Below are 24,525 nucleotides of genomic sequence, written 5' to 3' on the forward strand. Positions count from 1 at the left end.
CTCTCCCCCGGGTCCCGCCGGGGGCCTGTCCACCGTCGCCCGTATCGGTCCGCTTCCGCTCGCTCAGCCCATCGGTCACCTGATCATCGTAGGTCGGTACCGCCGGTCGGCCGGAACACCGCGCGAGGAGATCTCTGACACATCGTCAGCTATCCGGGCCGTCTCGCTCGCCCTTCCGGCCGCTTCGGCGGGCGTACTAGGGTGTCGGCACACGCACTCGCGGGAGCCCGGACGCACCGGGCTGAGAGGGAGGCTGAGGCGGCCTCCGACCGTACGAACCTGATCCGGGTCATGCCGGCGAAGGGAGGGGCGAGAAGGCCCATGCACGCAACGGACAGACCGTACGACGTCCTCGTGGTCGGCGGCGGCATCATCGGCCTGGTCACGGCCTGGCGGTCGGCGCAGCGGGGGCTGCGCACCGCGGTGGCCGATCCGGCGCCCGGCGGCGGCGCCGCCCAGGTGGCGGCCGGGATGCTGGCCGCCGTCACCGAACTCCACTACGGCGAGGAGACACTGCTCGGCCTCAACCTCGCCTCCGCGCGCCGCTACCCGGACTTCACGGCCGAGCTGGAGGAGGCGAGCGGGCAGGACACCGGTTTCCGCGCCTGCGGCACCCTCGCCGTCGCCCTCGACGCCGACGACCGCGCCCACCTGCGGGAGCTGCACGCGCTCCAGCAGCGCTGCGGGCTGGACGCGCAGTGGCTCAGCGGCCGTGAGTGCCGCCGCCTGGAGCCGATGCTGGCCCCCGGCGTGCGGGGCGGACTGCGCGTGGACGGCGACCACCAGACCGATCCGCGGAGGCTCGCGGCGGCGCTGCTGACCGCGTGCCGGCGCGCCGGGGTCGCCTTCCACCCCTCGCGGGCGGACCGGGTCGAGATGAGCGGGGACACCGTCACCGGCGCCGAGCTGGCCGGTGGCACCCGCCTCGCCGCGGGTCAGACCGTCCTGGCCGCGGGCAGTCACAGCGGGCGGATCGCGGGGCTGCCCCCGGCCGTGCTGCCGCCGGTCCGCCCGGTCAAGGGGCAGGTGCTGCGGCTGCGGGTCCCCGCCGCGTACGCGCCGTTCCTGTCCCGGACCGTACGGGCGGTCGTGCGCGGCGGACACGTCTACCTGGTGCCGCGGGAGAACGGCGAGCTGGTGGTGGGCGCGACCACCGAGGAGCTGGGCTGGGACACCACCGTCACCGCGGGCGGCGTCTACGAGCTGCTCCGCGACGCCCACGAGCTGGTGCCCGGCATCACCGAGCTGCCGCTCGCCGAGACCAGCGCCGGGCTGCGCCCCGGCTCCCCCGACAACGCCCCGCTGCTGGGCCCGACGGCCCTGCCGGGGCTGCATCTGGCCACCGGCCACCACCGCAACGGCGTCCTGCTCACCCCGGTCACCGGCGATGTCATGGCCGAGGTGCTGACCTCCGGCTCGCTGCCCGAGCAGGCCCGCCCGTTCTCCCCGCAGCGGTTCCCCACCTCCCCCTCATCCGATCAGGAGCAGTCCGCATGACCGTCAGCGTCAACGGTGAGCCGCGCGAAATCCCCGAGGGCCTCACCCTCGACCGGCTCGTGGCCGGCTTCACCGCCGCCCCCAGCGGGGTCGCGGCGGCCGTCAACGAGACCGTCGTACCGCGCGGCCAGTGGCCGTCCACCCCGCTCCGTGACGGCGACCGCGTCGAGGTCCTCACCGCGGTCCAGGGAGGCTGACCATGGCGGACGACCCCCTCGTCATCGCCGGGACCGCCTTCGACTCCCGGCTGATCATGGGCACCGGCGGGGCGCCGAGCCTCGACGTGCTGGAGCGGGCGCTGCTGGCGTCCGGGACCGAGCTGACGACCGTGGCCATGCGCCGCCTCGACCCGACCGTGCAGGGCTCGGTGCTCTCCGTGCTGGAGCGGCACGGCATCCGGGTGCTGCCGAACACCGCGGGCTGCTTCACCGCGGGTGAGGCCGTGCTGACCGCGCGGCTGGCCCGGGAGGCGCTGGGCACCGACTGGATCAAGCTGGAGGTGGTGGCGGACGAGCGGACCCTGCTGCCCGACCCGGTCGAGCTGCTGGACGCCGCCGAGACGTTGGTCGACGACGGGTTCACGGTCCTGCCGTACACCAACGACGACCCCGTGCTGGCCCGCCGGCTGGAGGAGGCCGGCTGCGCCGCGATCATGCCGCTGGGGTCCCCCATCGGCTCCGGTCTGGGCATCCGCAACCCGCACAACTTCCAGCTGATCGTCGAGCGGGCGCGGGTCCCGGTGATCCTCGACGCGGGCGCCGGGACCGCCTCGGACGCGGCGCTGGCGATGGAGCTGGGCTGCGCGGCGGTGATGCTCGCCTCGGCGGTCACCCGGGCGCAGGAGCCGGTGCTGATGGCGGGCGCCATGCGGCACGCGGTCGAGGCGGGGCGGCTGGCGTACCGCGCGGGCCGGATTCCGCGCCGGCACTTCGCGCAGGCGTCGTCGCCGACCGAGGGCCTGGCGGACTTCGACCCGGAGCGTCCGGCGTTCTGACCCGCGCCGCCGGGGCCCGGTCCCCGGCCGTGGCCATGTCACCGTTCGGCTGCAGTACGGCGGCCTGGACCCACGGGTAGAGGGCCGGTGCGAGTCGGCTCGTAGACTGCGTTGTCGTGGATACGACCCTCCAGGACCCCTTGGTCGGGCAGGTGCTCGACGGCCGGTACCGCGTCGAGGCGCGGATCGCGGCCGGTGGCATGGCCACGGTCTACCGGACCGTGGACACCCGGCTGGACCGGGTGCTCGCCCTCAAGGTGATGCACCCCTCGCTCGCCGCCGACGCCGCCTTCGTCGAGCGCTTCATCCGCGAGGCCAAGTCCGTGGCCCGGCTCGCCCACCCCAACGTGGTGGGCGTCTACGACCAGGGGACCGACGGGACGTACGTCTATCTCGCGATGGAGTACGTCGCGGGGTGCACCCTGCGGGACGTGCTGCGCGAGCGCGGCGCCCTGCAGCCGCGCGCCGCCCTGGACATCCTGGAGCCGGTGCTCGCCGCGCTCGGCGCCGCGCACCGCGCCGGGTTCGTGCACCGCGACATGAAGCCGGAGAACGTCCTGATCGGGGACGACGGCCGGGTCAAGGTCGCCGACTTCGGGCTCGCCCGCGCCGTCGACACCGCCACCAGCACCTCCACCGACTCGGTCATGGGCACCGTGTCCTACCTGGCCCCCGAGCAGATCGAGCACGGCACCGCCGACACCCGCGCGGACGTCTACGCCTGCGGCGTGGTCCTGTACGAGATGCTGACCGGCGCCAAGCCGCACGCGGGCGGCACCCCGGCGCAGGTCCTCTACCAGCACCTCCACGAGGACATCGCCGCGCCGTCCGCGGCGGTGCCGGGCCTCGCGCCCGCGCTGGACGGCCTGGTGGCGGGCGCCACGGCCCGCGACCCGCAGTCGCGCCCGGACGACGCGGTCGAGCTGCTGGGGCTGGCCCGGGCCGCCCGCGCCGAGCTCGCCGAGGCGCAGCTGGACCTCGTACCGCCGCGTGCGACCTCCGACACGCACGACAACTCCGAGGACCGTACGAGCGTCATCGCGCGCCCGGTGCCGATGGCGGCCGGGGCCGACGTGATGGAGCACACCAGCCGCCTGGAGCTGCCGCCGGAGCCGCCCGCCCCGGCCCGGCGGGGCAGGCGCGGCGCGGGGCGCGGGCTGCCGCCGCGCCCGCTGCTGACGATGGTCGCCGCCGTGCTGCTGCTCCTCGGCATCGGCGCGGGCGTGTGGTACATCAACTCCGGCCAGTTCACCAAGGTCCCCGGCGTGATCGACATGACCGAGGCCAAGGCGAAGCAGAAGCTGCGCGACGAGGGCCTGGAGGTCAAGGTCGTCCGGGAGTTCAGCGACGTCACGGAGCGGGGCAAGGTCATCGGCACCAAGCCCGCGGTCGGCTCCCGGATCCGCGACACCGGAACCGTGACGATCAAGGTCTCCAAGGGGCGGCCGCGGACCGATGTGCCCAACGTCGTCGGCATGCCCCTCAGCGAGGCGCGCAAGCAGCTTCAGGACGCGGGGCTGAGCGTCGGCACCGTGACCCGGGCGTTCAGCGACGAGACCCCGCAGAACCAGGTGCTCGCCACCGACCCGCGCGCGGGCACCACCCGCCGCCCGGGCACCGCCGTCGGCATCACCGTCAGCAAGGGCGAGAAGCTCGACGTCCCGGACGTGATCGGCGAGTCGGTGGCCGACGCCGAGTCGGACCTGCGGGACGCGGGCTTCAAGGTCGAGTACGCCGAGGAGCGGGTGTTCTCCCAGGAGGAGGCGGGCACGATCGCCAAGCAGTCGCCGTCGGAGGGCCCGGCCGCCAAGGGCGACACGATCACGCTGAGCGTCTCCAAGGGCCCGCGGATGATCGAGGTGCCCGACGTCGAGGGTGAGAACGTCGACGACGCCAAGAAGACGCTGGAGGACCTGGGCTTCAAGGTGGAGGTGGACCGTCCGCTGCTGTTCCCCGGCGACGAGGTCAGCGGCCAGTCGGTGGAGGCGGGCGAGAAGGCCGCCGAGGGCAGCACGATCACCATCGAGGTCGACGGTGGTGTCTTCTGACCGGGGCCCGCCCGGGGCCGCGCCCGCAATCCGATCGGCTCCCATGTGCCGGTGGCCGCCCGCGGCCTGGCCGGCACGGGGCTGTCGTACGCCGCCGACATCGGCGCCGAGACCGTGCAGGTCTTCGTCGCCAACCCGCGCGGCTGGGCGACCCCGCCCGGCAGCCCCGCCCAGGACGAGGAGTTCCGCGCCCGCTGCGCCGAGCGGTCGATCCCGGCGTACATCCACGCGCCGTACCTGATCAACTTCGGCTCGCACACCCCGGCCACGGCCGACAGCTCCGGCGTCTCGCTGCGCCACTCGCTGCGCCGCGGCCGGGCCATCGGCGCGCTGGGGGTCGTGGTGCACACCGGTTCCGCCACCGGAGGGCGGGATCGCGCCACCGCGCTGACCCAGGTCCGCTCGCTGCTGCTGCCGCTGCTGGACGAGCTGGACCACGACGACGACCCGTGGCTGCTGCTGGAGCCGACGGCCGGGCAGGGCGCGTCCCTGTGCTCGCTGGTGGCGGATCTCGGCCCGTACTTCGACGCGTTGGACCGCCACCCCAGGCTGGGTGTCTGCCTCGACACCTGCCACGCCTTCGCGGCGGGCCACGATCTCGCGGCGCCCGGCGGGATGAAGCAGACCCTCGACGAGCTGGTGTCGGTGGTGGGCGAGGGCCGGCTGAAACTGATCCACGCCAACGACTCCAAGGACGTCGCCGGCGCCCGCAAGGACCGGCACGAGAACATCGGCGCGGGCCACATCGGAGCCGAGCCGTTCCGTGAGCTGTTCCGGCACCCGGCGACGGCGGGGGTGCCGCTGGTGATCGAGACGCCGGGCCCCAAGGAGCAGTACGCGGCCGACGTGGCCCGGCTCAAGGAGCTGCGCGACGCCTGAGGGCGACCGGGAAACGCGCGGGACGCGGCCGCCGGGTCACAGCTCGGGGCCGTCGCCCGGCTCCTCCTGGTACGAGTAGCGCTGCTCGCGCCAGGGGTCGCCGAGGTTGTGGTAGCCCCGCTCCTCCCAGAAGCCGCGGCGGTCGGCGGTCATGTACTCAACGCCCCGGACCCACTTCGGGCCCTTCCAGGCATACAGGTGCGGGACGATCAGCCGCGCCGGGAACCCGTGCTCGGCGGTGAGCGGCTCACCGTCCTTGTGGGTGGCGAAAATCGTGCGCTCGCCGGTGAAGTCCGCCAGCCGCAGATTGGCGCTGTAGCCGTACTCCGCCCACACCATCACATGGGTGGCGGCGGGCGCGGGCGGGGCGAGTTCGAGGATCGTACGGGCGGCCACGCCGCCCCATTCCGCGCCCAGCATGCTGAACTTCGTGACGCAGTGCAGGTCGGCGACGACCGTGGTGTACGGCAGCGCGGAGAACTCGTCGTGCGTCCAGGTGTGCTTGTCCCCGTCGGCGGTGGCGCCGAAGACCCGGAACTCCCAGCGGTCCGGTTTGAACTTCGGGACCGGCCCGTAGTGCGTAACCGGCCAACCGCGCTGCAGCCGCTGCCCCGGAGGCAGCTGTGCGAGCTCCCCCTCGCGGTGTTCCGACTGACCCATGGCTCCATGGTGTCAGACCGTGAGGGGTGGTCGTGACCAGCGCAGGCCAGGGAGAATCTTCCCTTGAGGGTGGCGGTGGGAGACGGGAGGGCGATTCGGGCAAGCCGTACTAAGCGTGAACTTACTGGACTCCCCGAGGGCGCGGTGCGACGATGCGCGCAATCTGCCGTTCCCCGCCTGGATTGGAAGGAGCCCCTCGATGCAGGGCGACCCCGAGGTCATCGAGTTCCTCAACGAGCAGCTGACCGGCGAGCTGACCGCGATCAACCAGTACTTCCTGCACGCCAAGATGCAGGAGAACCTGGGCTGGACCAAGCTCGCCGCCTACACCCGGCACGAGTCGTTCGACGAGATGAAGCACGCGGAGGTGCTCACCGACCGGATCCTGTTCCTGGACGGGCTGCCCAACTACCAGCGGCTCTTCCACGTCCGGATCGGCCAGACCCTCACCGAGATGTTCCAGGCCGACCGGCAGGTCGAGGTGGAGGCGATCGACCGGCTCAAGCGCGGCATCGAGGTGATGCGCGCCAAGGGGGACATCACCTCGGCCAACATCTTCGAGAGCATCCTGGCGGACGAGGAGCACCACATCGACTACCTCGACACCCAGCTGGACCTCATCGAGAAGCTCGGCGAGCCGCTCTACATCGCCCAGCAGATCGAGCAGACGACCCCGAACGGCGGCTGAGGTCCGGGTCGGGCGCCTGGCTCAGGCGGCCCGGGAGGCGACCGGGACCGGGCCGGCCTCCGCGGCCAGCACCGCGGCGGCGGGCTCCCCCTGGTCGAGCAGTTCGCGGCGGGGGCACGCGCCCCGGCCGAGCAGCGCCTGGATCCGACGCACGCAGGAGCCGCAGTCCGTCCCCGCCTTGCACGCGCCGGCTATCTGCCGGGGGGTGCAGGCACCGGCAGACGCGTGCTCTTGCACCTGCTTCTCGGTGATGCCGAAGCATGAGCAGACGTACACGCGGTGCTCCTGGATGGACCCGATGATCAGTAAGGTTACCCTCACCTTACCCGCCCTGGCCGTCGGGCAAAAGTGCAAGAGGGCGCGGATCGCTGTGATCCGCGCCCCATCGCATGTCAGAGCAGCTCTTACTGGTCCCGGTACATCTCCGCGACCAGGAACGCCAGGTCCAGGGACTGGCTGCGGTTCAGCCGCGGGTCGCAGGCCGTCTCGTAGCGCTGGTGCAGGTCGTCGACGAAGATCTCGTCGCCGCCGCCCACGCACTCGGTGACGTCGTCGCCGGTCAGCTCGACGTGGATGCCGCCCGGGTGGGTGCCCAGGCTCTTGTGCACCTCGAAGAAGCCCTTGACCTCGTCCAGTACGTCGTCGAAGCGGCGCGTCTTGTGGCCGGAGGCGGCCTCGAAGGTGTTGCCGTGCATCGGGTCGCAGATCCACACGACCTGCGCGCCCGACGCGCTGACCTTCTCCACCAGGTTCGGCAGCCGGTCGCGGATCTTGTCCGCGCCCATCCGCGTGATGAAGGTCAGCCGGCCCGGCTCGCGGTCCGGGTCCAGCCGGTCGATCAGCGTCAGCGCGTCCTCCGGGGTGGTGGTCGGGCCGAGCTTCACCCCGATCGGGTTGCGGATCCGGGAGGCGAACTCGATGTGCGCCCCGTCCAGCTGCCGGGTGCGCTCACCGATCCACACCATGTGCCCGGACACGTCGTACAGCTGGCCGGTGCGCGAGTCGGTGCGGGTCAGCGCCGACTCGTAGTCGAGGATCAGCGCCTCGTGCGAGGAGTAGAACTCGACGGTCTTGAACTCCTCCGGGTCCACCCCGCAGGCGTTCATGAAGTTCAGCGCCCGGTCGATCTCACGGGCCAGCGCCTCGTAGCGCTGACCGGACGGGGAGGACTTCACGAAGTCCTGGTTCCAGGCGTGCACCTGGCGCAGGTCCGCGTAGCCACCGGTGGTGAAGGCGCGCACCAGGTTCAGCGTCGACGCCGACGCCTGGTACATCCGCTTCAGCCGCTGCGGGTCCGGGATCCGGGCCTCGGCGGTGAACTCGAAGCCGTTGACGGAGTCGCCCCGGTAGGTGGGCAGCGTCACGCCGTCGCGGGTCTCGGTCGGCTTGGAGCGCGGCTTGCTGTACTGCCCGGCGATCCGGCCCACCTTCACCACCGGGACGGACCCGGCGTAGGTGAGCACGGCGCCCATCTGGAGCAGCGTCTTGAGCTTGTTGCGGATCTGGTCGGCGCCGACGGCGTCGAACGCCTCGGCGCAGTCGCCGCCCTGGAGCAGGAACGCCTCACCGCGCGCGACAGCTCCCAGCCGGGCGCGCAGCTGGTCGCACTCGCCCGCGAAGACGAGCGGCGGATAGGACTCGAGCTCGGCGATCACATCGCGCAGAGCCTCGTGGTCCGGCCAGTCGGGCTGCTGCGCCGCGGGAAGGGAGCGCCAGGTGTTGCCACCGGCGTGGGTTTCGGCATTCACGGTCACGCTGTCAACAGTAAGGGGTCTTGGTGGCCGTCCAGCCGGATGCCCAAAAGGTGAGACAACTCGTCCGTTCCGCGTGGCCCGTTGCGCCGCCGGGTCCGGTAGGGTGCCGGGCATGTTCGCGCGACTGACCATGGACTGGTGGTGGACCGCTCATCCGGCGGCCCACTGATCGCGCTTGCACTCAAGACACGCGAAGGCCGCCGAGGGGCGGCCTTCGGCGTTTTCTTGCGCGGGCCGTTTCCCTCCTCCCGGAAGGAACCCCGCACATGCACCACGACACCGCCGCCGTCGTGCGACGGCTGCTCTCCGCCGACTGCCCGCCCTTCGCCCTGCTGCGTCGCCGCACGCCCGGTCACCCGGACGACGTCGTCGAGGTGCTGATCGGGCCGGTCGGCGAGGTGGAGCGGCTGGCCGACATCCCGCTGCCGACCGGCGCGCCCGCGGGCGAGGCGTCCCACGACGCCCTGGCGCTGATCCCGTTCCGACAGATCCGCGAGCGCGGCTTCGACGCGTACGACGACGGCACGCCGCTGGCCGTCCTGCGCCCCGAGGAGACGTACGAGCTGCCGCTGGCGGAGGTACTGGCGGAGCTGCCCGGCCACCGAGTGCGGGTGGAAGGCGGGGCGTTCGACGTGGGCGACGCGGAGTACGCCGAGATCGTCCGGCGGATCGTCGAGGACGAGATCGGCACCGGCGAGGGCGCCAACTTCGTGATCCGGCGGACCTTCGAGGGCCGCATCCCCGGCTTCTCGGCGGCCGACGCGCTGGCGCTGTTCCGCCGGCTGCTGGCCGGCGAGCGCGGGGCCTACTGGACGTACGTGGTGCACCTGGGCGACCGGACGCTGGTCGGGGCCAGCCCGGAGGTCCATGTCCGGATGACCGGCAGGACCGTGGTGATGAACCCGATCAGCGGCACCTACCGCTATCCGCGCGACGGGGCGAGCGTGGCCGGGCTGCTGGAGTTCCTGCACGACCGCAAGGAGGTGGAGGAGCTGTCCATGGTCGTGGACGAGGAGCTGAAGATGATGTGCACCGTCGGCGACATGGGCGGGGTCGTCGTCGGCCCCCGGCTGAAGGAGATGGCGCACCTGGCGCACACCGAGTACGAGCTGCGCGGCCGGTCGTCGCTGGACGCGCGGGAGGTGCTGCGGGAGACGATGTTCGCGGCGACGGTCACCGGGTCGCCGGTGCAGAACGCGTGCCGGGTGATCGAGCGGTACGAGGCCGCGGGGCCGGACGGCGCGGGGCGGACCCAGGGCCGGGGCCGGGGCGGGGGCCCGCGCTACCGGGGTCGGGGCTACTACGCGGGCGCCCTGGCCCTGCTGGGCCGCGACGCGGGCGGCGCCCAGACCCTGGACTCGCCGATCCTGATCCGCACCGCCGACATCGACGGCGACGGCCGGCTGCGGGTGCCGGTCGGCGCGACGCTGGTGCGCCACTCCGATCCGTACGGCGAGGTCGCCGAGACGCACGCCAAGGCCGCGGGGGTGCTCGCCGCGCTGGGCGTGGCGGACGTCCCGGCGCGGCCCGCCCGGCCGACGACGGCCCCGCTCGCCGACGACCCGCGGGTCCAGGCCGCGCTGGCCGCCCGGCGCGCGGACCTGGCTCCGTTCTGGCTGCGGATGCGGACGCCCGACGCGTCCGACGCGCCCGGGGCGGCTGGGGCCGCTGGGGCGTCCGGTCGGCTGTCGGGGCACGCGCTGGTGGTGGACGGCGAGGACACGTTCACCGCGATGCTGGCGCATCTGCTGCGCGCGTCGGGGCTGGCGGTGACGGTACGGCGGTTCGACGAGCCGGGCCTGCGGGAGGCGGCGCCGGCGCACCGGGGACCGGTGGTGCTGGGGCCGGGACCGGGCGATCCGGCGCAGGCCGGGGACCCGAAGATGCGGCTGCTGCGGGGGCTCGCGGCGGAGCTGGTGCGCGGGCACCGGCACGGTCTGCTGGGGGTGTGCCTGGGGCACGAGCTGATCGCGGCGGAGCTGGGCCTCGACATCGTCCGCAAGGACGTGCCGTTCCAGGGGGCGCAGGAGCGGATCGACTTCTTCGGGCGGGAGGAGGTCGTGGGTTTCTACAACACGTTCACGGCTCGGTGCGACGAGGGTGCGGCGGGTGAGCTGGCCCTGCACGGGGTCGAAGTGAGCCGGGACGCGGTGACGGGCGACGTCCACGCCCTGCGGGGCCCGGGGTTCGCGGGCGTCCAGTTCCACCCCGAGTCGGTCCTGACACTCGACGGCGCGTCGATCGTGTCGGAGCTCCTCGCGGCCGTACGCGTCTGACCAACAGGTTGTGGGCAGTCGTCCGCCCCTGGCGGACGACTGCCCACAAACCGGTGAGGTGGTGACCGGGACCGCGGCGATCAGCCGAAGAAGACGCCGGCTTCGGCGTACAAGGACGGGTCCACCGTCTTCAGCGTCGCCGTGGCGTCCCCAGCGGCACCCGGACGATGTCCGTCCCCCGCAGCGCGACCATCATCCCGAAGTCCTCGTCCCGCACGGCGTCGATCGCGTGCAGCCCGAAGCGCGTGGCCAGCCAGCGGTCGAAGGCACTGGGGGTGCCGCCGCGCTGGACGTGGCCCAGGACCGTCGTCCGGGCCTCCTTGCCCGTGCGCTTCTCGATCTCCTTCGCCAGCCACTCGCCGATGCCGGAGAGCCGGACGTGGCCGAAGGAGTCGAGGGTCTCGTCCTTCAGGACCGCGTCGCCGTCCTTGGGCATGGCGCCCTCGGCGACGACCACGATCGGCGCGTACCGGATCTTGAACCGCGAGCTCACCCAGGCGCAGATCTGGTCGACGTCGAAGCGCTGCTCGGGGATGAGGATGACGTTGGCGCCGCCGGCCAGACCCGAGTGCAGGGCGATCCATCCGGCGTGCCGGCCCATCACCTCCACCACCAGGACGCGCATGTGCGACTCGGCGGTGGTGTGCAGGCGGTCGATGGCCTCGGTGGCGATGTTGACGGCCGTGTCGAAGCCGAAGGTGTAGTCCGTGGCGGACAGGTCGTTGTCGATGGTCTTGGGGACGCCGACGCAGCGGACCCCGTACTCGTCGCTGAGCCGCGCCGCGACGCCGAGCGTGTCCTCGCCACCGATCGCGATGAGCGCGTCCACCTCGTGCTTGGCGAGGTTCTCCTTGATCCGGCGGATGCCGTCCTCGACCTTGAGGGGGTTGGTCCGCGACGATCCCAGGATCGTGCCGCCGCGCGGCAGGATGCCGCGCACCGCCTGGATGTCGAGGGTCACGGTGTCGCCTTCGAGGGGACCGCGCCAGCCGTCCCGGAAGCCGGTGAAGCCGTAGCCGTACTCCTGCACGCCCTTGCGGACCGCGGCACGGATGACCGCGTTGAGCCCGGGGCAGTCACCGCCGCCGGTCAGTACTCCGACCCGCATCGCATCTTCCCTTCTCCCGTGAGGACCTTCTCCCGTGAGGACCCGATTCGGGTCACGCTAACGGTGATCCAGGTCACACGGGATGGGGTGGAAGGTGAATTCCGGCGGCGGTCAAGGGAGTTGCGCGGAGGGGTTCACCCGGAAGAGGAGTGGTTCACTCGGAGGAGTCGAGGCCGCGCTCGATCGCGTACCGCACCAGCTCCACTCGGTTGTGCAACTGGAGTTTGCCCAGGGTGTTCTGCACGTGGTTCTGCACGGTCCGGTGCGAGATGACCAGCCGCTCGGCGATCTGCTTGTACGACAGCCCCTTGGCGACCAGCCGCAGCACCTCGGTCTCCCGCTCGGTCAGCTGGGGCACGGCGGGCTCGCCGGGGGTGGCGGTGGCGGCTGCGGGGCGGCCGGCCAGCCGCCGGTACTCGCCGAGGACCAGACCGGCCAGGCCCGGGGTGAACACCGCGTCGCCGGCGGCCGTCCGGCGCACCGCGTCCAGGAGCTCCTCCGTACTGGCCGACTTCAGCAGATAGCCGGTGGCGCCGGACTTCACCGCCTCCAGGACGTCGGCGTGCTCGCCGCTCGCGGAGAGCACCAGCACCCGCAGGCCGGGGTCGGCGGCCACCAGTTCCTTGCAGACCTGGACGCCGGGCAGCCCGGGGAGGTTGAGGTCGAGGACGAGGACGTCGGGCTCGGCGGCCTTGGCCCGGCGTACCGCCTGCGGGCCGTCACCGGCCGTGGCCACCACGTCGAACCCCGCCTCGGCCAGGTCGCGGGCGACCGCGTCCCGCCACATGGGGTGGTCGTCGACCACCATCACCGTCACGGCCCGGTCGGTCCGGTCCTCCGGTGTACCGCTCATCGCTCAAGCCTTCCCGCCCCGCGGAACCTTCAACTCCACCTCGGTGCCCTGGCCGGGCGCCGAGAACCACTCGGCGCTGCCGCCGAGGTCACGCAGCCGGCCGCGGATCGACAGGGCCACTCCCAGGCGCCCCTCGCGCTCGGCGTCGGCCAGCCTCCCCTCCGGGATGCCGGGCCCGTCGTCCCGCACCGTCACCGTCACCGCGTCCGGCTCGTCCTCCACCAGGATCCACGCGCGGGCCTCCGCCCCGCGTGCACCCGCACATTGTCCAAGGCCGCGCCGACCGCCGCCGCCAGCTCCGCCGCCGCGTCCGCGTTCAGCAGCACCGGCGCACCGGGCTCGGAGAACGTCACCCGGGACCCGGCGTACGGGGCCAGCAGCGCCCGCAGGTCGCAGGGGGTGTCGTCCCGGGGGCCGTCGGCCGGCGCCGCCCGTACGGCGGTGGCGGTATGGGCACGACCGCCCTGGGCGTGCTCCACGTGCGCGACGGTCTCGGCCTCGTACCCGCCGTCGTACGCGTCGTGGGTGCCGTACGGGGTGTCGTACGCGTCGTCCATCGGGCGCCGGGCGCCCACCAGCCCGCCCGCGACCAACGTGCGCAGGGCGATCTCCTGCTCCCCCGCCATCCGGCCGAGTTTCGCCGCCTCGCCGCCGATCGCGGCGCCGCGCCGCTGCACCATCGCCAGGACCTGGAGCACACTGTCGTGGATGTCCCGGGCCAGTCGCTCGCGTTCCCGGGTGGCGGCCTCGATCTGGAGCGCGCGGGCCAGGGTGCGCTCACTGGCGCGGGCCACCTCGACGACGTAGCCGATGGCCACGCTCGCCACCCACACCAGCACCACCGAGTGGATGCTGTCCTGGGCGAACTCACGGCGTTCCGCGATGTTGGCCACCGCGACGATCGCGGAGGTCCACGCGGCCCACCGCCAGCCGCCCTTGATCGCGAAGCCGAGGACGGCGCCCGCGGTCCATATCGACGGCAGCGTGGGCGCGCCGTCGGCGATGCGGTCGTGGGTGTCCACCACGGGGGTCAGCAGGATGCCGACGACCGCGATGGTGAGATCGGCGACCAGGAAGCGCAGCGTGCAGCGCTCCGCCGAGGAGACCTTGCGCACGGTGACGGCCGTCCACACGGTCAGCACCAGCAGGTACGCGCCCGCGCCCAGCGGATGGTCGTAGTGGTGGAACGCGAACACGTACAACGCGAGCGCGTACAGGGTCGTCAGCACCCGGTAGGCGGTGAGCGCATGCCACAGCGGCTGTTCCACGGACATGCGCACGACGCGCTCGCGCCTCGGCTCCCGCGGCATCCGGCTCCCCCGCCCTCCCCGCGCGGGGCCCGCGGCAACCACTGCCGCCCGCGCGCACGCGCCGCCCGGCGGTGCTCCCCGCCGGACCCTTGTCAGTGCTTCTTGCCCGCGGCCTTCGCCGCCTCGGCCTCCGCCTTCGCCTGCTCCGCGAGCTGCCGCTTGGCGGCGGTGGCGTAGATGTCGACGTACTCCTGACCGGACAGCTTCATGATCTCGTACATGACCTCGTCGGTCACCGAGCGCAGGATGAACCGGTCGTTGTCCATGCCGTGGTAACGGCTGAAGTCCAGCGGCTTGCCGATCCGGATGCCCGGCCGCATGAGCTTGGGCATGACCTTGCCCGGCGGCTGGATCTTCTCGGTGTCGATCATCGCGACGGGGATCACCGGCGCGCCGGTGGCCAGCGCCACCCGCGCCAGGCCGCCCGGCTTGCCCCGGTACAGCCGCCCGTCCGGCGAGCGCGTGCCCTCCGGGTAGATCCCGAACAGCTCGCCGCGCTCCAGCACCTCGATACCGCTCTTGATGGCGGCCTCGCCCGCCCCGCGCGCGCCCGAGCGGTCCACCGGAAGCTGCCCGACGCCCTTGAAGAACGCCGCCGTCAGCTTTCCCTTGACTCCGGGGGTGGTGAAGTATTCCGCCTTCGCGATGAAGGTCACCTTGCGGTCGAGCACCGCGGGAAGGAAGAAGGAGTCCGAGAAGGAGAGGTGGTTGCTCGCCAGGATGGCGGGCCCCTCGGCCGGGATGTTCTCGAGCCCCTCCACCCACGGGCGGAAGGCGAGCTTCAGCGACCCTCCGACGGACAGCTTCATTGCGCGGTAGAACAACCGAGGACCTCCTGTGTCTGACGAGGAGACCTTAACCTGCCTACCCGCCGTGCGGCGCGCCGCGTACGCTTCCACCACCGGGGCTGCCCCGGTCCCCGCCCGGCCCTCACCGCTCACCGACCCCTCGCCGCACCCTTCGTACCGACTCCCACCGACACCTCGTACCGCTCCCTCACCGACACCTCTCATCGACACTTCTCATCGAACGGAGATCCGCGGTGCCGCTCCTGCCCGGAGCCGAGCCGTTCCGCCACGACGGCGGAGACATCGGCGTCCTCGTCTGTCACGGCTTCACCGGTTCCCCCAGTCGGTACGCCCCTGGGCCGATCACCTCGCGGAGCGCGGCCACACCGTGTCCCTGCCGCTGCTGCCGGGGCACGGCACCCGGTGGCAGGACCTGGCGGTCACCGGCTGGCAGGACTGGTACGCCGAGGTGGACCGCGAGCTCGGCCTGCTCACCGAGCGCTGCCGGACGGTCTTCGTCTGCGGGCTGTCCATGGGCGGCGCCCTCGCGCTGCGCCTGGCCGCCCGGCACGGCGCGGCGATCAGCGGCCTGGCGCTCGTCAACCCGGCCAACAAGATGCACGACCGGGCGGCCGCGGCGCTGCCCGTGCTGCGCCACCTGGTGCCCACCACCAAGGGCATCGCCAGCGACATCGCCAAGCCGGACGCCGTGGAGAGCGGATACGACCGGGTGCCGCTGCACGCGGCCCACTCGCTGCGCCGGTTCTTCCGGCTGGTCGACGCCGAGCTGCCGCAGGTCACGCAGCCGCTGCTGGTGATGCACAGCCCGCAGGACCATGTCGTACCGCCGGTGGACTCGGCCCGGATCCTGGCGCGGGTCTCCTCGCGGGACATGACGGAGCGGCTGCTGGAGCGCAGCTACCACGTGGCGACGCTGGACCACGACGCCGAGCTGATCTTCTCCGAGACCGCCGCGTTCATCGACAGACTCGCGCCCGGCGCCGGGGTGGAAGGGATGACGGCCCGTGGCGGAGCGTGACGCGAACGAGGCCGACGCGCGCGACGACGACGCCGCGTTCGCCGAGATCGTGGCGGCGTACGGCGAGGAGCCCGCGGACCCGCCGGGCGTGCCGCCGTGGCCGGACGCCGAGCGGGTCCCGCGGGAGCTGCCGGACGACTCCGCCGAGCCCGGGGACTCCCCCCGGTCCGGCCCCCGGGGCGCGTCCTCCGGCCCCAAAGGCCCGGATGGCGACGACGCTCCCGAGCCGCCGGAGAAGTCCGAGGGGCCCGAGACGTCCGGGGCGTCGGGCGGCGCGGACCCCGGCGGTCCGTCCGGCGTCTCCGGCGCGGGCGGCACCGGCGGGCGGCCCGGCGGCTTCATCGTGTACGCGCCCGGGGTCGGCCCGCGCGACTGGCAGCCCGCCGAGGCGTCCGAGGATGACTTCGACGAGACGGACGAGGGCCATTTCGTCCCGCCCGAGCCGCCTCCCCTGCCGCACGCCGACACCACCGCGCGCTTCGCCTGGCTGGCGGTGCTCGGCGGCCCGCTGCTGCTCCTGCTCGCGGTCGTCTTCCGGTGGGAGATGACGTGGTGGCTCAGCACCGTGGGGGTGGGCGGCTTCCTCGGCGGCTTCGCGACCCTGGTGGTGCGGATGCGCGACGGCGACGAGGACGAGGACGACGACCCGGGGCGCGGCGCCGTCGTCTGAACGTCCGAACGTCCTGAACGGGCAAGCGGCGGTTACGGGATGGCCGGGGCGCGGGGCGGGCACAGGGCCACGGCGCTACAGGGTCACGGGGCGGCGCGGGGGATCCTGAGGGCGGCCAGGACCGGTAGGTGATCCGTGGCCGCCCTCAGGTCTGCCGCGCTGACGCCGGGCAGACCGGCCGGCACCCCGCAGCCCAGGACCTCCACGCCATTGGTCGCGAAGACCGCGTCGATGCGGTGGCGGGGCTCGCGGGTCGAGTTGGTGAGCTCGCCGCCCCACGGCTTGGCCGCCCAGCCGTCCCGGAGCCCGCCCGAGAGCCTGCGGAAGGCCCTGCCCTCAGGGGGTTCGTTGATGTCCCCGGCGACGACCGCGTACGGGACGTCCAGCGCGGCCAGCTTGTCGAGGACCAGCCCCGCCTGGTCGTGGCGCTCGGCGGCCGACAGGCTCAGGTGGCAGCTGACCACCCCCAGCCGGACACCGGGGTCGAAGCGCAGTTCGGCGACGGCCAGGCCGCGCTGGTGCAGGCCGGGGGTACGGGGCAGCAGGACCTCCTCCGTACGCTCCACGTGGGCGCGGAGCGAGGTGAGGATCATCGGGCCCGCGGTGGTGGCCCCTCCGGTGGTGTACGTGAGGCCGGTCGCCCGGGCCAGCCGGGCGGCGGCCTTGCGCCAGCGGAAGAAGCGCGGCGCCTCCTGCACGCACAGCACGTCCGGGGCGCAGGCCCGGATCACCCGGGCCAGCGCCGCCGTGTCGTCGCGCATCGAGCGGATGTTGTAGCTGAGCACGCGGACGACCGCCGCGCCGTCCGGTTCGGTACGGGACTCCGGCAGATCCGCGAGCATCTTCGTCGCTGCCCCTCTCAGCTCGATGCGGTGCGCTGCGCTCGGTTCACCCCGACGATCTCACACACGCCCGGCCCGCGCGGGGCTTTCCGGCCAGCCCTGGCGGGCCTTTCGGGTCAGCCCTGGCGCGCCAGGTCGGCGGCGCCGACGAGGCCGGCCTTGCCGCCGAGCTGGGCGGCGAGCACCTGGGCGTGCGGCCGCCACTGGCTGCCCACCAGCCAGCGCCGGAAGGACTTGCGGATCGGGTCCAGGACCAGGTCGCCCTCGTCGGAGACGCCGCCGCCGACGATGAACGCCGAGGGGTCGAAGAGGGAGGCCAGGTCGGCCAGGCCCGCGCCCGCCCAGCGCGCCAGCTCGCGGAAGGAGTCGATGGCGACCGGGTCGCCCTGGCGGGCGGCGTCGCTGATGTGCTTGCCCTGGATGCCCTCGGGGGTGCCGTCGCCGAGGCCGAGGAGCAGCGTGGCGTTCTCGGGGGCGGCGGCGGCGCGCTGCCGGGCGTAGCGGACGAGCGCGCGGCCCGAGGCGTACTGCTCCCAGCAGCCCTGGCTGCCGCAGCCGCACAGCAGACCGTCCGGCACGACCCGGAGGTGTCCGAACTCGGCCGCGACGCCGAAGCGGCCGCGGTGCAGCCGGCCGCCGATGATGATGCCGCCGCCGAGGCCGGTGCCGAGCGTGATGCAGACGACGTCGTCGTGGCCGTGGCCGGCGCCGAAGCGGTACTCGCCCCAGGCGGCGGCGTTGGCGTCGTTCTCGACGACGACGGGCAGCCCGACGCGCTGCTCGACCTTGTCCTTGAGCGCTTCGTGGCGCCAGTTGATGTTGGGGGCGAACAGCACCGTGGCGCGCTTGTCGTCCACGTATCCGGCGGCGCCGATGCCGACGGCCTCGACGTCGTGCCCGGCGCTGACGGTGCGCACCGCGTCCGCGATGGCGTCGATGACGCCTTCGGGAGTCGACGGGGTCGGCACGGTGCTGATGTCGAGGATCGCGCCCTCTTCGTCGACCACGCCAGCCGCGATCTTCGTGCCGCCGATGTCGACACCGATGGTGAGTCCCATGTGTCCCTCAGTTTTTAGGTCGAACCCCGCCGGGGACAACCGTACCGGAGGACCCGGTCAGTCGAGGTCGATGTGTTCACTACTCGAACGGTCGGAGCCCCTGGTCCACCGCTGCTCCTGCCCGGCGACGGCGGCCCGGTAGGCGGCCAGAAGTTCGTTGCCGGCCGAGGCGAGGTGGTCGAAGACGTCGGGATTGCGCTCGATGACGGGCTCCACGGCCGCCTTCGCCTGTGCGATCAATTGTTGTACGGCACCGTGGACCGCCGTCCCGGCGATCGGGGCCTGCAGGGCGGACACCTTCTCGGCGACCGCCTCGGCGAGCTTGCGCAGTTCCTCGGCAGCGCTGCCGGGCTGTTCCTGCTCCCCGGCGGCGCGGGCGCGGCGGCGGGCTCGCTCCGCCGCCAGGTCCTCGGCGCAGGCCTGCTGCCACGCGTCGTCGTCACACCGGACGCCGTACGCGGGGTCCTCGTCCGTGATGCGCGCGTCTCCCGCGGCCGCGCCGGGCTCCGCCTCCTGAGGGGCGTCGGCGTGGGGGCGCTCGGTGGCATCGCTCATGACGGGCTCCTGCGGCGGGGCTGGTGTCGACTCGGCTCGTCCTCGACGTTACCGGAACGGGGCGGTGGGGCGTGGGGCGCGGGCGCCGGTCAGGCCGTGGGCGCGGGGCGGGCCGCGAGCGGTCAGGGGCGGTGCGGCCGCAGCGCGGGATCAGCGGCCGCGCCGTGGCCGCAGCGGGCGGGCGCGGGCGTGGCTGCCACAGCGCGGGGTCACGGGCGGTGCGGCCACAGCGCGGGGTCGGGGGTGAACCGCACGCGCAGTTCGCCGTCCCGCAGTCCCGCGCCGGAGACCGCGCAACGGCGCAGCGCGGACGGCAGGGGCAGCACCCGGTGGAAGGGCCCCGCGGTGACGATGAGTTCGTCGCCCCGGCGTACCAACCCGAGACTCTCGCGGTCGGCCGCGGGCAGCGGGAGCCGCCAGACCAGTTCGCCGTCGTCGGCGAGCCGGTCGTCCACGTGCCACGGGTCGGGGGCCGGGGCGTCCGGCCGTTCGTCGGGGGATCCCGCGGGGGCGTGGAGCAGCTCGGCGAGCGCGGCCAGCTCCTCGACGCCCTGCGGCTCGGCTCCCAGGTGCGGCAGTTCGTGAACCGGGGCGTACGGGCTCCACTCCTCGGCGAGTTCCTTCAGCGCCCCCTGCTGGCGTCCGGAGAGGGCGGCCAGCCAGGGGTCGGTGGAGCCGGTGGGGAGCAGCCGGTTGGCGACGACGGCCTCGATCCGGCAGCCGTGCAGCGCGAGTCCGGGGCGCAGGCCGCGCAGGGTGCGGACGGCCAGCGGGCCGGGTTCGGCCACCAGCCGCAGGGTCGTGCCGCGCGCGTCGACCACGGCCTGGACGGCGGCGAGTTCGCGCTCCCAGCGTTCGGCGAGCTCGTACAGCTTCTCGGTGGGGGCGGGGACCCCGGCGAGCTGGGCGAGCATGGGTCGCAGGGCGCGCGCCGCCTGCCGCTCGGCGGGCAGCAGCCGCCGCAGGTAGCGGCGGAGCCGCTCGGGCAGGGCGAGGACGGCGAGGGTGTCCGGCACCGGCGGCATGTCGACGACGACCAGGTCCCACCCGGCGGTCCCGGGCACCGGGGGCCGGGTCCCGCGCACCCGGTGCAGCGCGCGCAGCAGCGCGAACGCCTCGGTGCCGGGCAGCTCGGTGAGTTCCTCGCCCTCCAGGGGGGTGGCGCCGAGCATGTCCAGCAGACCGCGGCCCCGCTCCTGGAGGGCAGTGAGCTCCGCACGGACGTGCTCGCCGGCGGCGATCCGGGCGGCCCACAGGCCCGGCGCGGCCTCGGTCGGCGCCGTCCAGGGGATGCCGGCGGCGGCCGGTTCGGTGCCGAGGGGGTCGCTGCCGGCCGGGTCGGCGCCGATCGGTTCGCTCCCGGCCGCCCCGAGCAGGGCGTCCGGGGCGGCACCCCGGTCGGAGGTCAGCAGCAGCACATGCCGCCCTTGGCGCGCGGCGGCGAGTGCGGTCGCGGCCGCGACGGTGGTGCGGCCCGCGCCGCCGAGTCCGGTGACGAGGACCGTACGCATGGGGTCTCCTGGGGTTCGAGGGTGGGGCGGTCGGGTCCGAGGGCTGCGGAGGCCCTCCCGGGCTCGGGGCCGGTGGCACCGGGCGCCGCGGTGGGCTGTTCCCCGGTCCGGCCCCTTCCCGGCTGCTTCCTGGTCTTCGGCTCCGCCTCCGGTCTCGGGGTGGCGTCCGGGTCCCGGCTCGGGACCCACGCTGGTCGGCCCCAACGCTGGGTCGCATCCGGTGACGGCCGGCGCCTGCGGCGGGCTGCTCCCCACCCCTCCCCCAGCGCGGCCGCTGGGAGGTGCCCCCACCTTCCCGGCTGCGTCCGATATGCGGCTCCGCCGCGTGGGTGGGCTCCGCCCCCTCGGGCCCCATGCCCGAAGGGCTATGGGTGAGGGGCGCCGAGGCCCCCTGCGGGCCCGGCCCGCAGGGGAAGCCGCTTGGCGGTGCCGCCGCTCCCTGACCTCCCGGGGGGCCTGGGGGCGGAGCCCACAGGTTCGGGAAGGGGCGGGGCTGGGGAACAAAGCACCGCGAGGGCCACGGTCCGGCGGGCAACGCGTGGCACCCGGGTCCGGGCGCACCCCGGTCGGCAGGGGCGGCCACCGCCGCAAGCGTCAGGCGCCGCTCTCGACCCGCTTCTTCAAGCCCGCCAGCGCGCGGTCGATGATGACCTTCTCCGCCTTGCGCTTGATCATGCCGAGCATCGGGATCTTGACGTCGACGGTGAGCTGGTAGGTCACCTCGGTGCGCTCGCCGCCGCCGATCGCCTTGAGCCGGTACGACCCGTCCAACGTGCGCAGCATGGTCGACTTGACCAGCGACCAGTCGACCTGGTCGGCGCCGGTCCAGGTGTAGGAGAGGGTGTAGTCGTCCTTGATGGCGCCGGCGTCGAGCACCATCCGGACCTGTTCGGGCCGCCCCAGCTCGTCCTTGCTCAGGACGTCGGCTTCCTTGACTTCACCGGACCACTCCGGGTAACGGTCGAAGTCGGCGATCACCGCCATCACGTCGGCCGGTGCCGCCTCGATCGTGATGCTTGAGCTGGTGTGTTCGGCCATCGCCGTGGCTCCTCCGTACCCGTCCGCCGCCTGGTCTGCCCTGCCGGTGAAGGCTACCGTGCGCGACTCACCACTCCAGGGCCCAGGGGGTGCCGGTGGACGCGAAGTGTCCGACATTGACGCACTCGGTGGCGCCGATCCGCATCCTGCGGGCGAGCGGCTGGTGGACGTGGCCGAAGAGGTGGTACGCGGGGCGGACGGCGTGGAGGGCGTCGAGGATCGCCGAGCTGCCCCGTTCGAAGCGCCGGGCGACGGTGTCGTAGCAGAGCTCGGGGACGTCCGGCGGGATGTGGGTGCACAGCACGTCGACGTCGCCGAGGGCGGCGATCTTCGCGGCGTACGTCTCGTCGTCGATCTCGTAGGGCGTGCGCATGGGGCTGCGCAGTCCGCCGCCGACGAAGCCGAAGACGCGGCCGCCGATCTCGACGCGCTCGCCGTCCAGGACGGTGGTGCCGGGGGCGGCGTACTCGGGCCAGAGCCGGGGGATGTCGACGTTGCCGTAGGTGGCGTACGTAGGGGCGGGGAAGGCGGCGAACAGTTCCGCGTACTGCTTGCGTACGGCGGCCTCGATGGCGGCTTCCTTGCCTTCCGTGAAGCCGCGCGCCTCCAGCCCCGCCCACAGCCGCCCGGCCAGCGCCCGCGCCTCCTCGAAGCGGCGGGCGGTGCGCAGTTCCACGATGAGGTCGGCGTTCTCCACGCCGAACAGGTCCGGGAAGATGCCGCGCGAGTGGTCCGCGTAGTCGAGGAAAAGAACGAGGTCACCGAGGCAGATCAACGCGTCGGCGCCGTCGCCCGCGCTGCCGAGAGCCTGGCTGTTGCCGTGTACGTCACTGACCACGTGGACTCGCATGCCGATCACCTTACGGCTGCGGCGTAGGCCATCGGAAGGTCGTCTACCTGCGGTTACTTCCGCGTCACCGGGCCCGTCGACTAGTCTGCGCGCAGCAGTGTCGCGGTGTGTGACGCATAAAACATCTGGGCGGGAACCCCTATCCCGGAAGCCATACCGATGGGTAACGTCCGGGCAGTCCACCACCCCCCTTTGCCTGATCATGGACCGCAGCCGACGCGAGCAACCACAGTGTCGTGGCGCCGGCGCCCGACAAGGAGCAGCCAGTCTTGCGCGAGTTCAGCCTTCCGGCCCTTTATGAGGTACCGGCCGACGGCAATCTGACGGACCTCATCCGCCGCAACGCCGCCCAGCATCCTGATGTCGCCGTCGTCGGCCGCAAGGTCGGGGGCCAGTGGCAGGACGTCACCGCGACGCAGTTCCTGGCCGAGGTGCGGGCCGCGGCCAAGGGGCTGATCGCCTCCGGTGTGCAGCCGGGCGACCGGGTCGGCCTGATGTCCCGTACCAGCTACGAGTGGACGCTGCTGGACTTCGCGATCTGGAGCGCGGGCGCGGTCACCGTGCCGGTCTACGAGACGAGTTCGCCCGAGCAGATCCAGTGGATCCTCAGCGACTCCGGGGCGGTCGCCTGTGTCGTGGAGAGCGCCGCGCACGAGAAGGCGGTGGAGTCCGTACGGGACGCCCTGCCCGGCCTCAAGCACGTGTGGCGGATCGAGACCGACGCGGTCGGGCAGCTCGCCGCCGCGGGCAGCGGGGTCTCCGAGGAACTGGTGGACGAGCGCAGCGCCGCGGCGAACGCCGACTCGCCGGCCACCATCGTCTACACCTCGGGCACCACCGGCCGCCCCAAGGGCTGTGTGCTCTCCCACCGCAGCTTCTTCGCCGTGTGCGGCAACGCGGTCGCCCGGCTCAAGCCGATCTTCGTCACCGGCGAGTCGTCGATCCTGCTGTTCCTGCCGGAGGCGCACGTCTTCGGCAGGCTGGTGGAGATCTGCGCGGTGCTGGCGCCGATCAAGCTGGGGCACGTCGGGGACATCAAGACCCTCACCGACGAGCTCGCCTCCTTCCGGCCGACGCTGATCCTCGGCGTGCCGCGGGTCTTCGAGAAGGTCTACAACGCGGCTCGGGCGAAGGCCCAGGCCGACGGCAAGGGCAAGATCTTCGACAAGGCCGCCGACGTGGCCATCGCCTACAGCGAGGCCCTCGACAGCCCGTCCGGCCCGTCGCTCGGGCTCCGGATCAAGCACAAGGTCTTCGACAAGCTGGTCTACAGCAAGCTGCGGGCGGTGCTGGGCGGCCGGGCCACCCACGCCATCTCCGGCGGCGGGCCGCTGGGCGCCCGGCTGGGCCACTTCTACCGGGGCATCGGCTTCACGGTGCTGGAGGGCTACGGCCTGACGGAGTCGTGCGCGCCGACCACCTTCAACGCGCTGGACCGGCAGAAGATCGGCACGGTCGGGCAGCCGATGCCGGGCACGGTGGTGCGGATCGCCGACGACGGCGAGGTGCTGCTGCACGGCGACCACCTGTTCACCGAGTACTGGAACAACCCGCAGGCGACGGCGGAGGCGATGTCCGACGGCTGGTTCCACACCGGCGACGTCGGCACGCTGGACGAGGACGGCTTCCTGACCATCACCGGCCGCAAGAAGGAAATCATCATCACCTCGGGCGGCAAGAACGTCGCCCCGGCGGTGATCGAGGACCGGATCCGGGCGCACGCGCTGGTGGCGGAGTGCATGGTGGTCGGCGACGGCCGCCCGTTCGTCGGCGCGCTGATCACCATCGACGAGGAGTTCCTGCCCCGCTGGCTGGCCGAGCACGGCAAGCCGGCCGGGACCACGGCCGCGGAGCTGCGGGAGGACCCGGAGCTGCTGGCGGCGATCCAGGAGGCGGTGGACGACGGCAACGCGGCGGTGTCGCGGGCCGAGTCGGTGCGCAAGTTCCGGATCCTGCCGATGCAGTTCACGGAGGACTCCGGGCATGTGACGCCGTCGCTGAAGCTCAAGCGGAACGTGGTGGCGAAGGACTTCGCGAGCGAGATCGAGGCCATCTACCAGGCCTGAGGCTCTGCCTATGGGTAAGGGGTGTGCACCATGGTGCACAC

At 73.1% G+C, this 24,525-nt stretch carries 21 protein-coding genes, 3 pseudogenes and 1 riboswitch; of the genes and pseudogenes, 11 read left to right on the forward strand and 13 right to left on the reverse strand.

Going from position 1 to position 24,525, the window contains the following annotated elements; all coding sequences use genetic code 11:
- Positions 1-209: 209 nt before the first annotated feature.
- Positions 210-324, forward strand: a riboswitch (TPP riboswitch).
- The 5 genes from thiO to Q3Y56_RS07965 all read left to right on the forward strand — a co-directional run bounded on the left by thiO (position 322) and on the right by Q3Y56_RS07965 (position 5,418).
- On the forward strand, positions 322-1,497 hold the full coding sequence (thiO, locus tag Q3Y56_RS07945; protein ID WP_304461245.1) for a glycine oxidase ThiO: 1,176 nt from the start codon (positions 322-324) through the stop codon (positions 1,495-1,497). (Overlaps the previous riboswitch by 3 nt.)
- Positions 1,494-1,694 carry a sulfur carrier protein ThiS gene (gene thiS, locus Q3Y56_RS07950; RefSeq protein ID WP_304461246.1) on the forward strand — a complete coding sequence of 67 codons (201 nt, stop codon included), beginning with the start codon at positions 1,494-1,496 and terminating at the stop codon, positions 1,692-1,694. Before thiO ends, thiS begins: the two co-directional genes overlap by 4 nt.
- Positions 1,695-1,696: 2 nt before the next feature.
- Positions 1,697-2,491, forward strand: a complete 795-nt coding sequence (locus Q3Y56_RS07955; protein ID WP_304461247.1) for a thiazole synthase — start codon at positions 1,697-1,699, stop codon at positions 2,489-2,491.
- Between the two features lie 116 nt (positions 2,492-2,607).
- Entirely contained in the window at positions 2,608-4,539 is a 1,932-nt protein-coding gene (pknB, locus tag Q3Y56_RS07960; protein ID WP_304461248.1) for a Stk1 family PASTA domain-containing Ser/Thr kinase, read from the forward strand.
- A 33-nt stretch (positions 4,540-4,572) separates the two neighbouring features.
- Positions 4,573-5,418: a deoxyribonuclease IV gene (locus Q3Y56_RS07965; protein WP_304465512.1), complete on the forward strand. Its 846-nt coding sequence runs from the start codon at positions 4,573-4,575 to the stop codon at positions 5,416-5,418.
- A gap of 36 nt (positions 5,419-5,454) precedes the next feature.
- Here the strand turns inward: Q3Y56_RS07965 and Q3Y56_RS07970 are convergent, their stop codons facing one another.
- Positions 5,455-6,078: a sulfite oxidase-like oxidoreductase gene (locus tag Q3Y56_RS07970; RefSeq protein ID WP_304461249.1), complete on the reverse strand. Its 624-nt coding sequence runs from the start codon at positions 6,076-6,078 to the stop codon at positions 5,455-5,457.
- Between the two features lie 199 nt (positions 6,079-6,277).
- On the opposite strand from Q3Y56_RS07970, the gene bfr reads away from it, so the two are divergent.
- Positions 6,278-6,766 carry a bacterioferritin gene (gene bfr / locus Q3Y56_RS07975; RefSeq protein WP_304461250.1) on the forward strand — a complete coding sequence of 163 codons (489 nt, stop codon included), beginning with the start codon at positions 6,278-6,280 and terminating at the stop codon, positions 6,764-6,766.
- Positions 6,767-6,787: 21 nt separating this feature from the next.
- Here the strand turns inward: bfr and Q3Y56_RS07980 are convergent, their stop codons facing one another.
- Positions 6,788-7,087 (reverse strand): bacterioferritin-associated ferredoxin, encoded by a 300-nt coding sequence (locus Q3Y56_RS07980; protein ID WP_304461251.1) that lies wholly within the window; start codon positions 7,085-7,087, stop codon positions 6,788-6,790.
- Between the two features lie 83 nt (positions 7,088-7,170).
- Entirely contained in the window at positions 7,171-8,520 is a 1,350-nt protein-coding gene (locus tag Q3Y56_RS07985; protein WP_304461252.1) for a class II 3-deoxy-7-phosphoheptulonate synthase, read from the reverse strand.
- Between the two features lie 112 nt (positions 8,521-8,632).
- On the opposite strand from Q3Y56_RS07985, the gene Q3Y56_RS33380 reads away from it, so the two are divergent.
- A complete protein-coding gene (locus Q3Y56_RS33380; protein ID WP_369696850.1) occupies positions 8,633-8,689 on the forward strand; it encodes a trp operon leader peptide in 57 nt (18 codons plus the stop codon).
- 97 nt (positions 8,690-8,786) lie between these two features.
- Complete coding sequence (locus Q3Y56_RS07990) at positions 8,787-10,796, forward strand: anthranilate synthase family protein (RefSeq protein WP_304461253.1); 2,010 nt, start codon at positions 8,787-8,789, stop codon at positions 10,794-10,796.
- An 80-nt stretch (positions 10,797-10,876) separates the two neighbouring features.
- On the opposite strand, the pseudogene Q3Y56_RS07995 reads toward Q3Y56_RS07990, so the two are convergent.
- The 4 genes and pseudogenes from Q3Y56_RS07995 to Q3Y56_RS08010 form a co-directional block, all read right to left on the reverse strand.
- Positions 10,877-11,904, reverse strand: a pseudogene (locus Q3Y56_RS07995) (6-phosphofructokinase).
- Positions 11,905-12,058: 154 nt separating this feature from the next.
- A complete protein-coding gene (locus tag Q3Y56_RS08000; RefSeq protein WP_304461254.1) occupies positions 12,059-12,757 on the reverse strand; it encodes a response regulator transcription factor in 699 nt (232 codons plus the stop codon).
- Between the two features lie 3 nt (positions 12,758-12,760).
- Positions 12,761-14,067, reverse strand: a pseudogene (macS, locus tag Q3Y56_RS08005) (MacS family sensor histidine kinase).
- Positions 14,068-14,159: 92 nt separating this feature from the next.
- A complete protein-coding gene (locus tag Q3Y56_RS08010; RefSeq protein ID WP_304465513.1) occupies positions 14,160-14,876 on the reverse strand; it encodes a 1-acyl-sn-glycerol-3-phosphate acyltransferase in 717 nt (238 codons plus the stop codon).
- Positions 14,877-15,109: 233 nt separating this feature from the next.
- Between Q3Y56_RS08010 and Q3Y56_RS08015 the strand changes: the two are divergent.
- Positions 15,110-15,894, forward strand: a pseudogene (locus tag Q3Y56_RS08015) (alpha/beta hydrolase).
- Positions 15,881-16,564 (forward strand): hypothetical protein, encoded by a 684-nt coding sequence (locus Q3Y56_RS08020; RefSeq protein ID WP_304461255.1) that lies wholly within the window; start codon positions 15,881-15,883, stop codon positions 16,562-16,564. Before Q3Y56_RS08015 ends, Q3Y56_RS08020 begins: the two are co-directional and overlap by 14 nt.
- Before the next feature lie 83 nt (positions 16,565-16,647).
- On the opposite strand, the gene Q3Y56_RS08025 is transcribed toward Q3Y56_RS08020, so the two are convergent.
- The 6 genes from Q3Y56_RS08025 to Q3Y56_RS08050 form a co-directional block, all read right to left on the reverse strand.
- Entirely contained in the window at positions 16,648-17,406 is a 759-nt protein-coding gene (locus tag Q3Y56_RS08025; protein WP_304461256.1) for an endonuclease/exonuclease/phosphatase family protein, read from the reverse strand.
- Positions 17,407-17,522: 116 nt separating this feature from the next.
- A complete protein-coding gene (locus tag Q3Y56_RS08030) occupies positions 17,523-18,464 on the reverse strand; it encodes an ROK family glucokinase (RefSeq protein ID WP_304461257.1) in 942 nt (313 codons plus the stop codon).
- Between the two features lie 57 nt (positions 18,465-18,521).
- Positions 18,522-19,019: a DUF5304 family protein gene (locus tag Q3Y56_RS08035; RefSeq protein WP_304461258.1), complete on the reverse strand. Its 498-nt coding sequence runs from the start codon at positions 19,017-19,019 to the stop codon at positions 18,522-18,524.
- A 209-nt stretch (positions 19,020-19,228) separates the two neighbouring features.
- On the reverse strand, positions 19,229-20,530 hold the full coding sequence (locus tag Q3Y56_RS08040; protein WP_304461259.1) for an ArsA family ATPase: 1,302 nt from the start codon (positions 20,528-20,530) through the stop codon (positions 19,229-19,231).
- 594 nt (positions 20,531-21,124) lie between these two features.
- Positions 21,125-21,568 carry an SRPBCC family protein gene (locus Q3Y56_RS08045; protein ID WP_304461260.1) on the reverse strand — a complete coding sequence of 148 codons (444 nt, stop codon included), beginning with the start codon at positions 21,566-21,568 and terminating at the stop codon, positions 21,125-21,127.
- A 67-nt stretch (positions 21,569-21,635) separates the two neighbouring features.
- Positions 21,636-22,418 (reverse strand): metallophosphoesterase, encoded by a 783-nt coding sequence (locus Q3Y56_RS08050; RefSeq protein ID WP_304461261.1) that lies wholly within the window; start codon positions 22,416-22,418, stop codon positions 21,636-21,638.
- A 269-nt stretch (positions 22,419-22,687) separates the two neighbouring features.
- Here Q3Y56_RS08050 and Q3Y56_RS08055 point away from each other — a divergent pair, with 269 nt between their 5' ends.
- Positions 22,688-24,484 carry a long-chain fatty acid--CoA ligase gene (locus Q3Y56_RS08055; RefSeq protein WP_304461262.1) on the forward strand — a complete coding sequence of 599 codons (1,797 nt, stop codon included), beginning with the start codon at positions 22,688-22,690 and terminating at the stop codon, positions 24,482-24,484.
- Positions 24,485-24,525 lie beyond the last annotated feature (41 nt).

This window comes from Streptomyces sp. XD-27 (genome assembly GCF_030553055.1).
Taxonomy (GTDB): Bacteria; Actinomycetota; Actinomycetes; order Streptomycetales; family Streptomycetaceae; genus Streptomyces.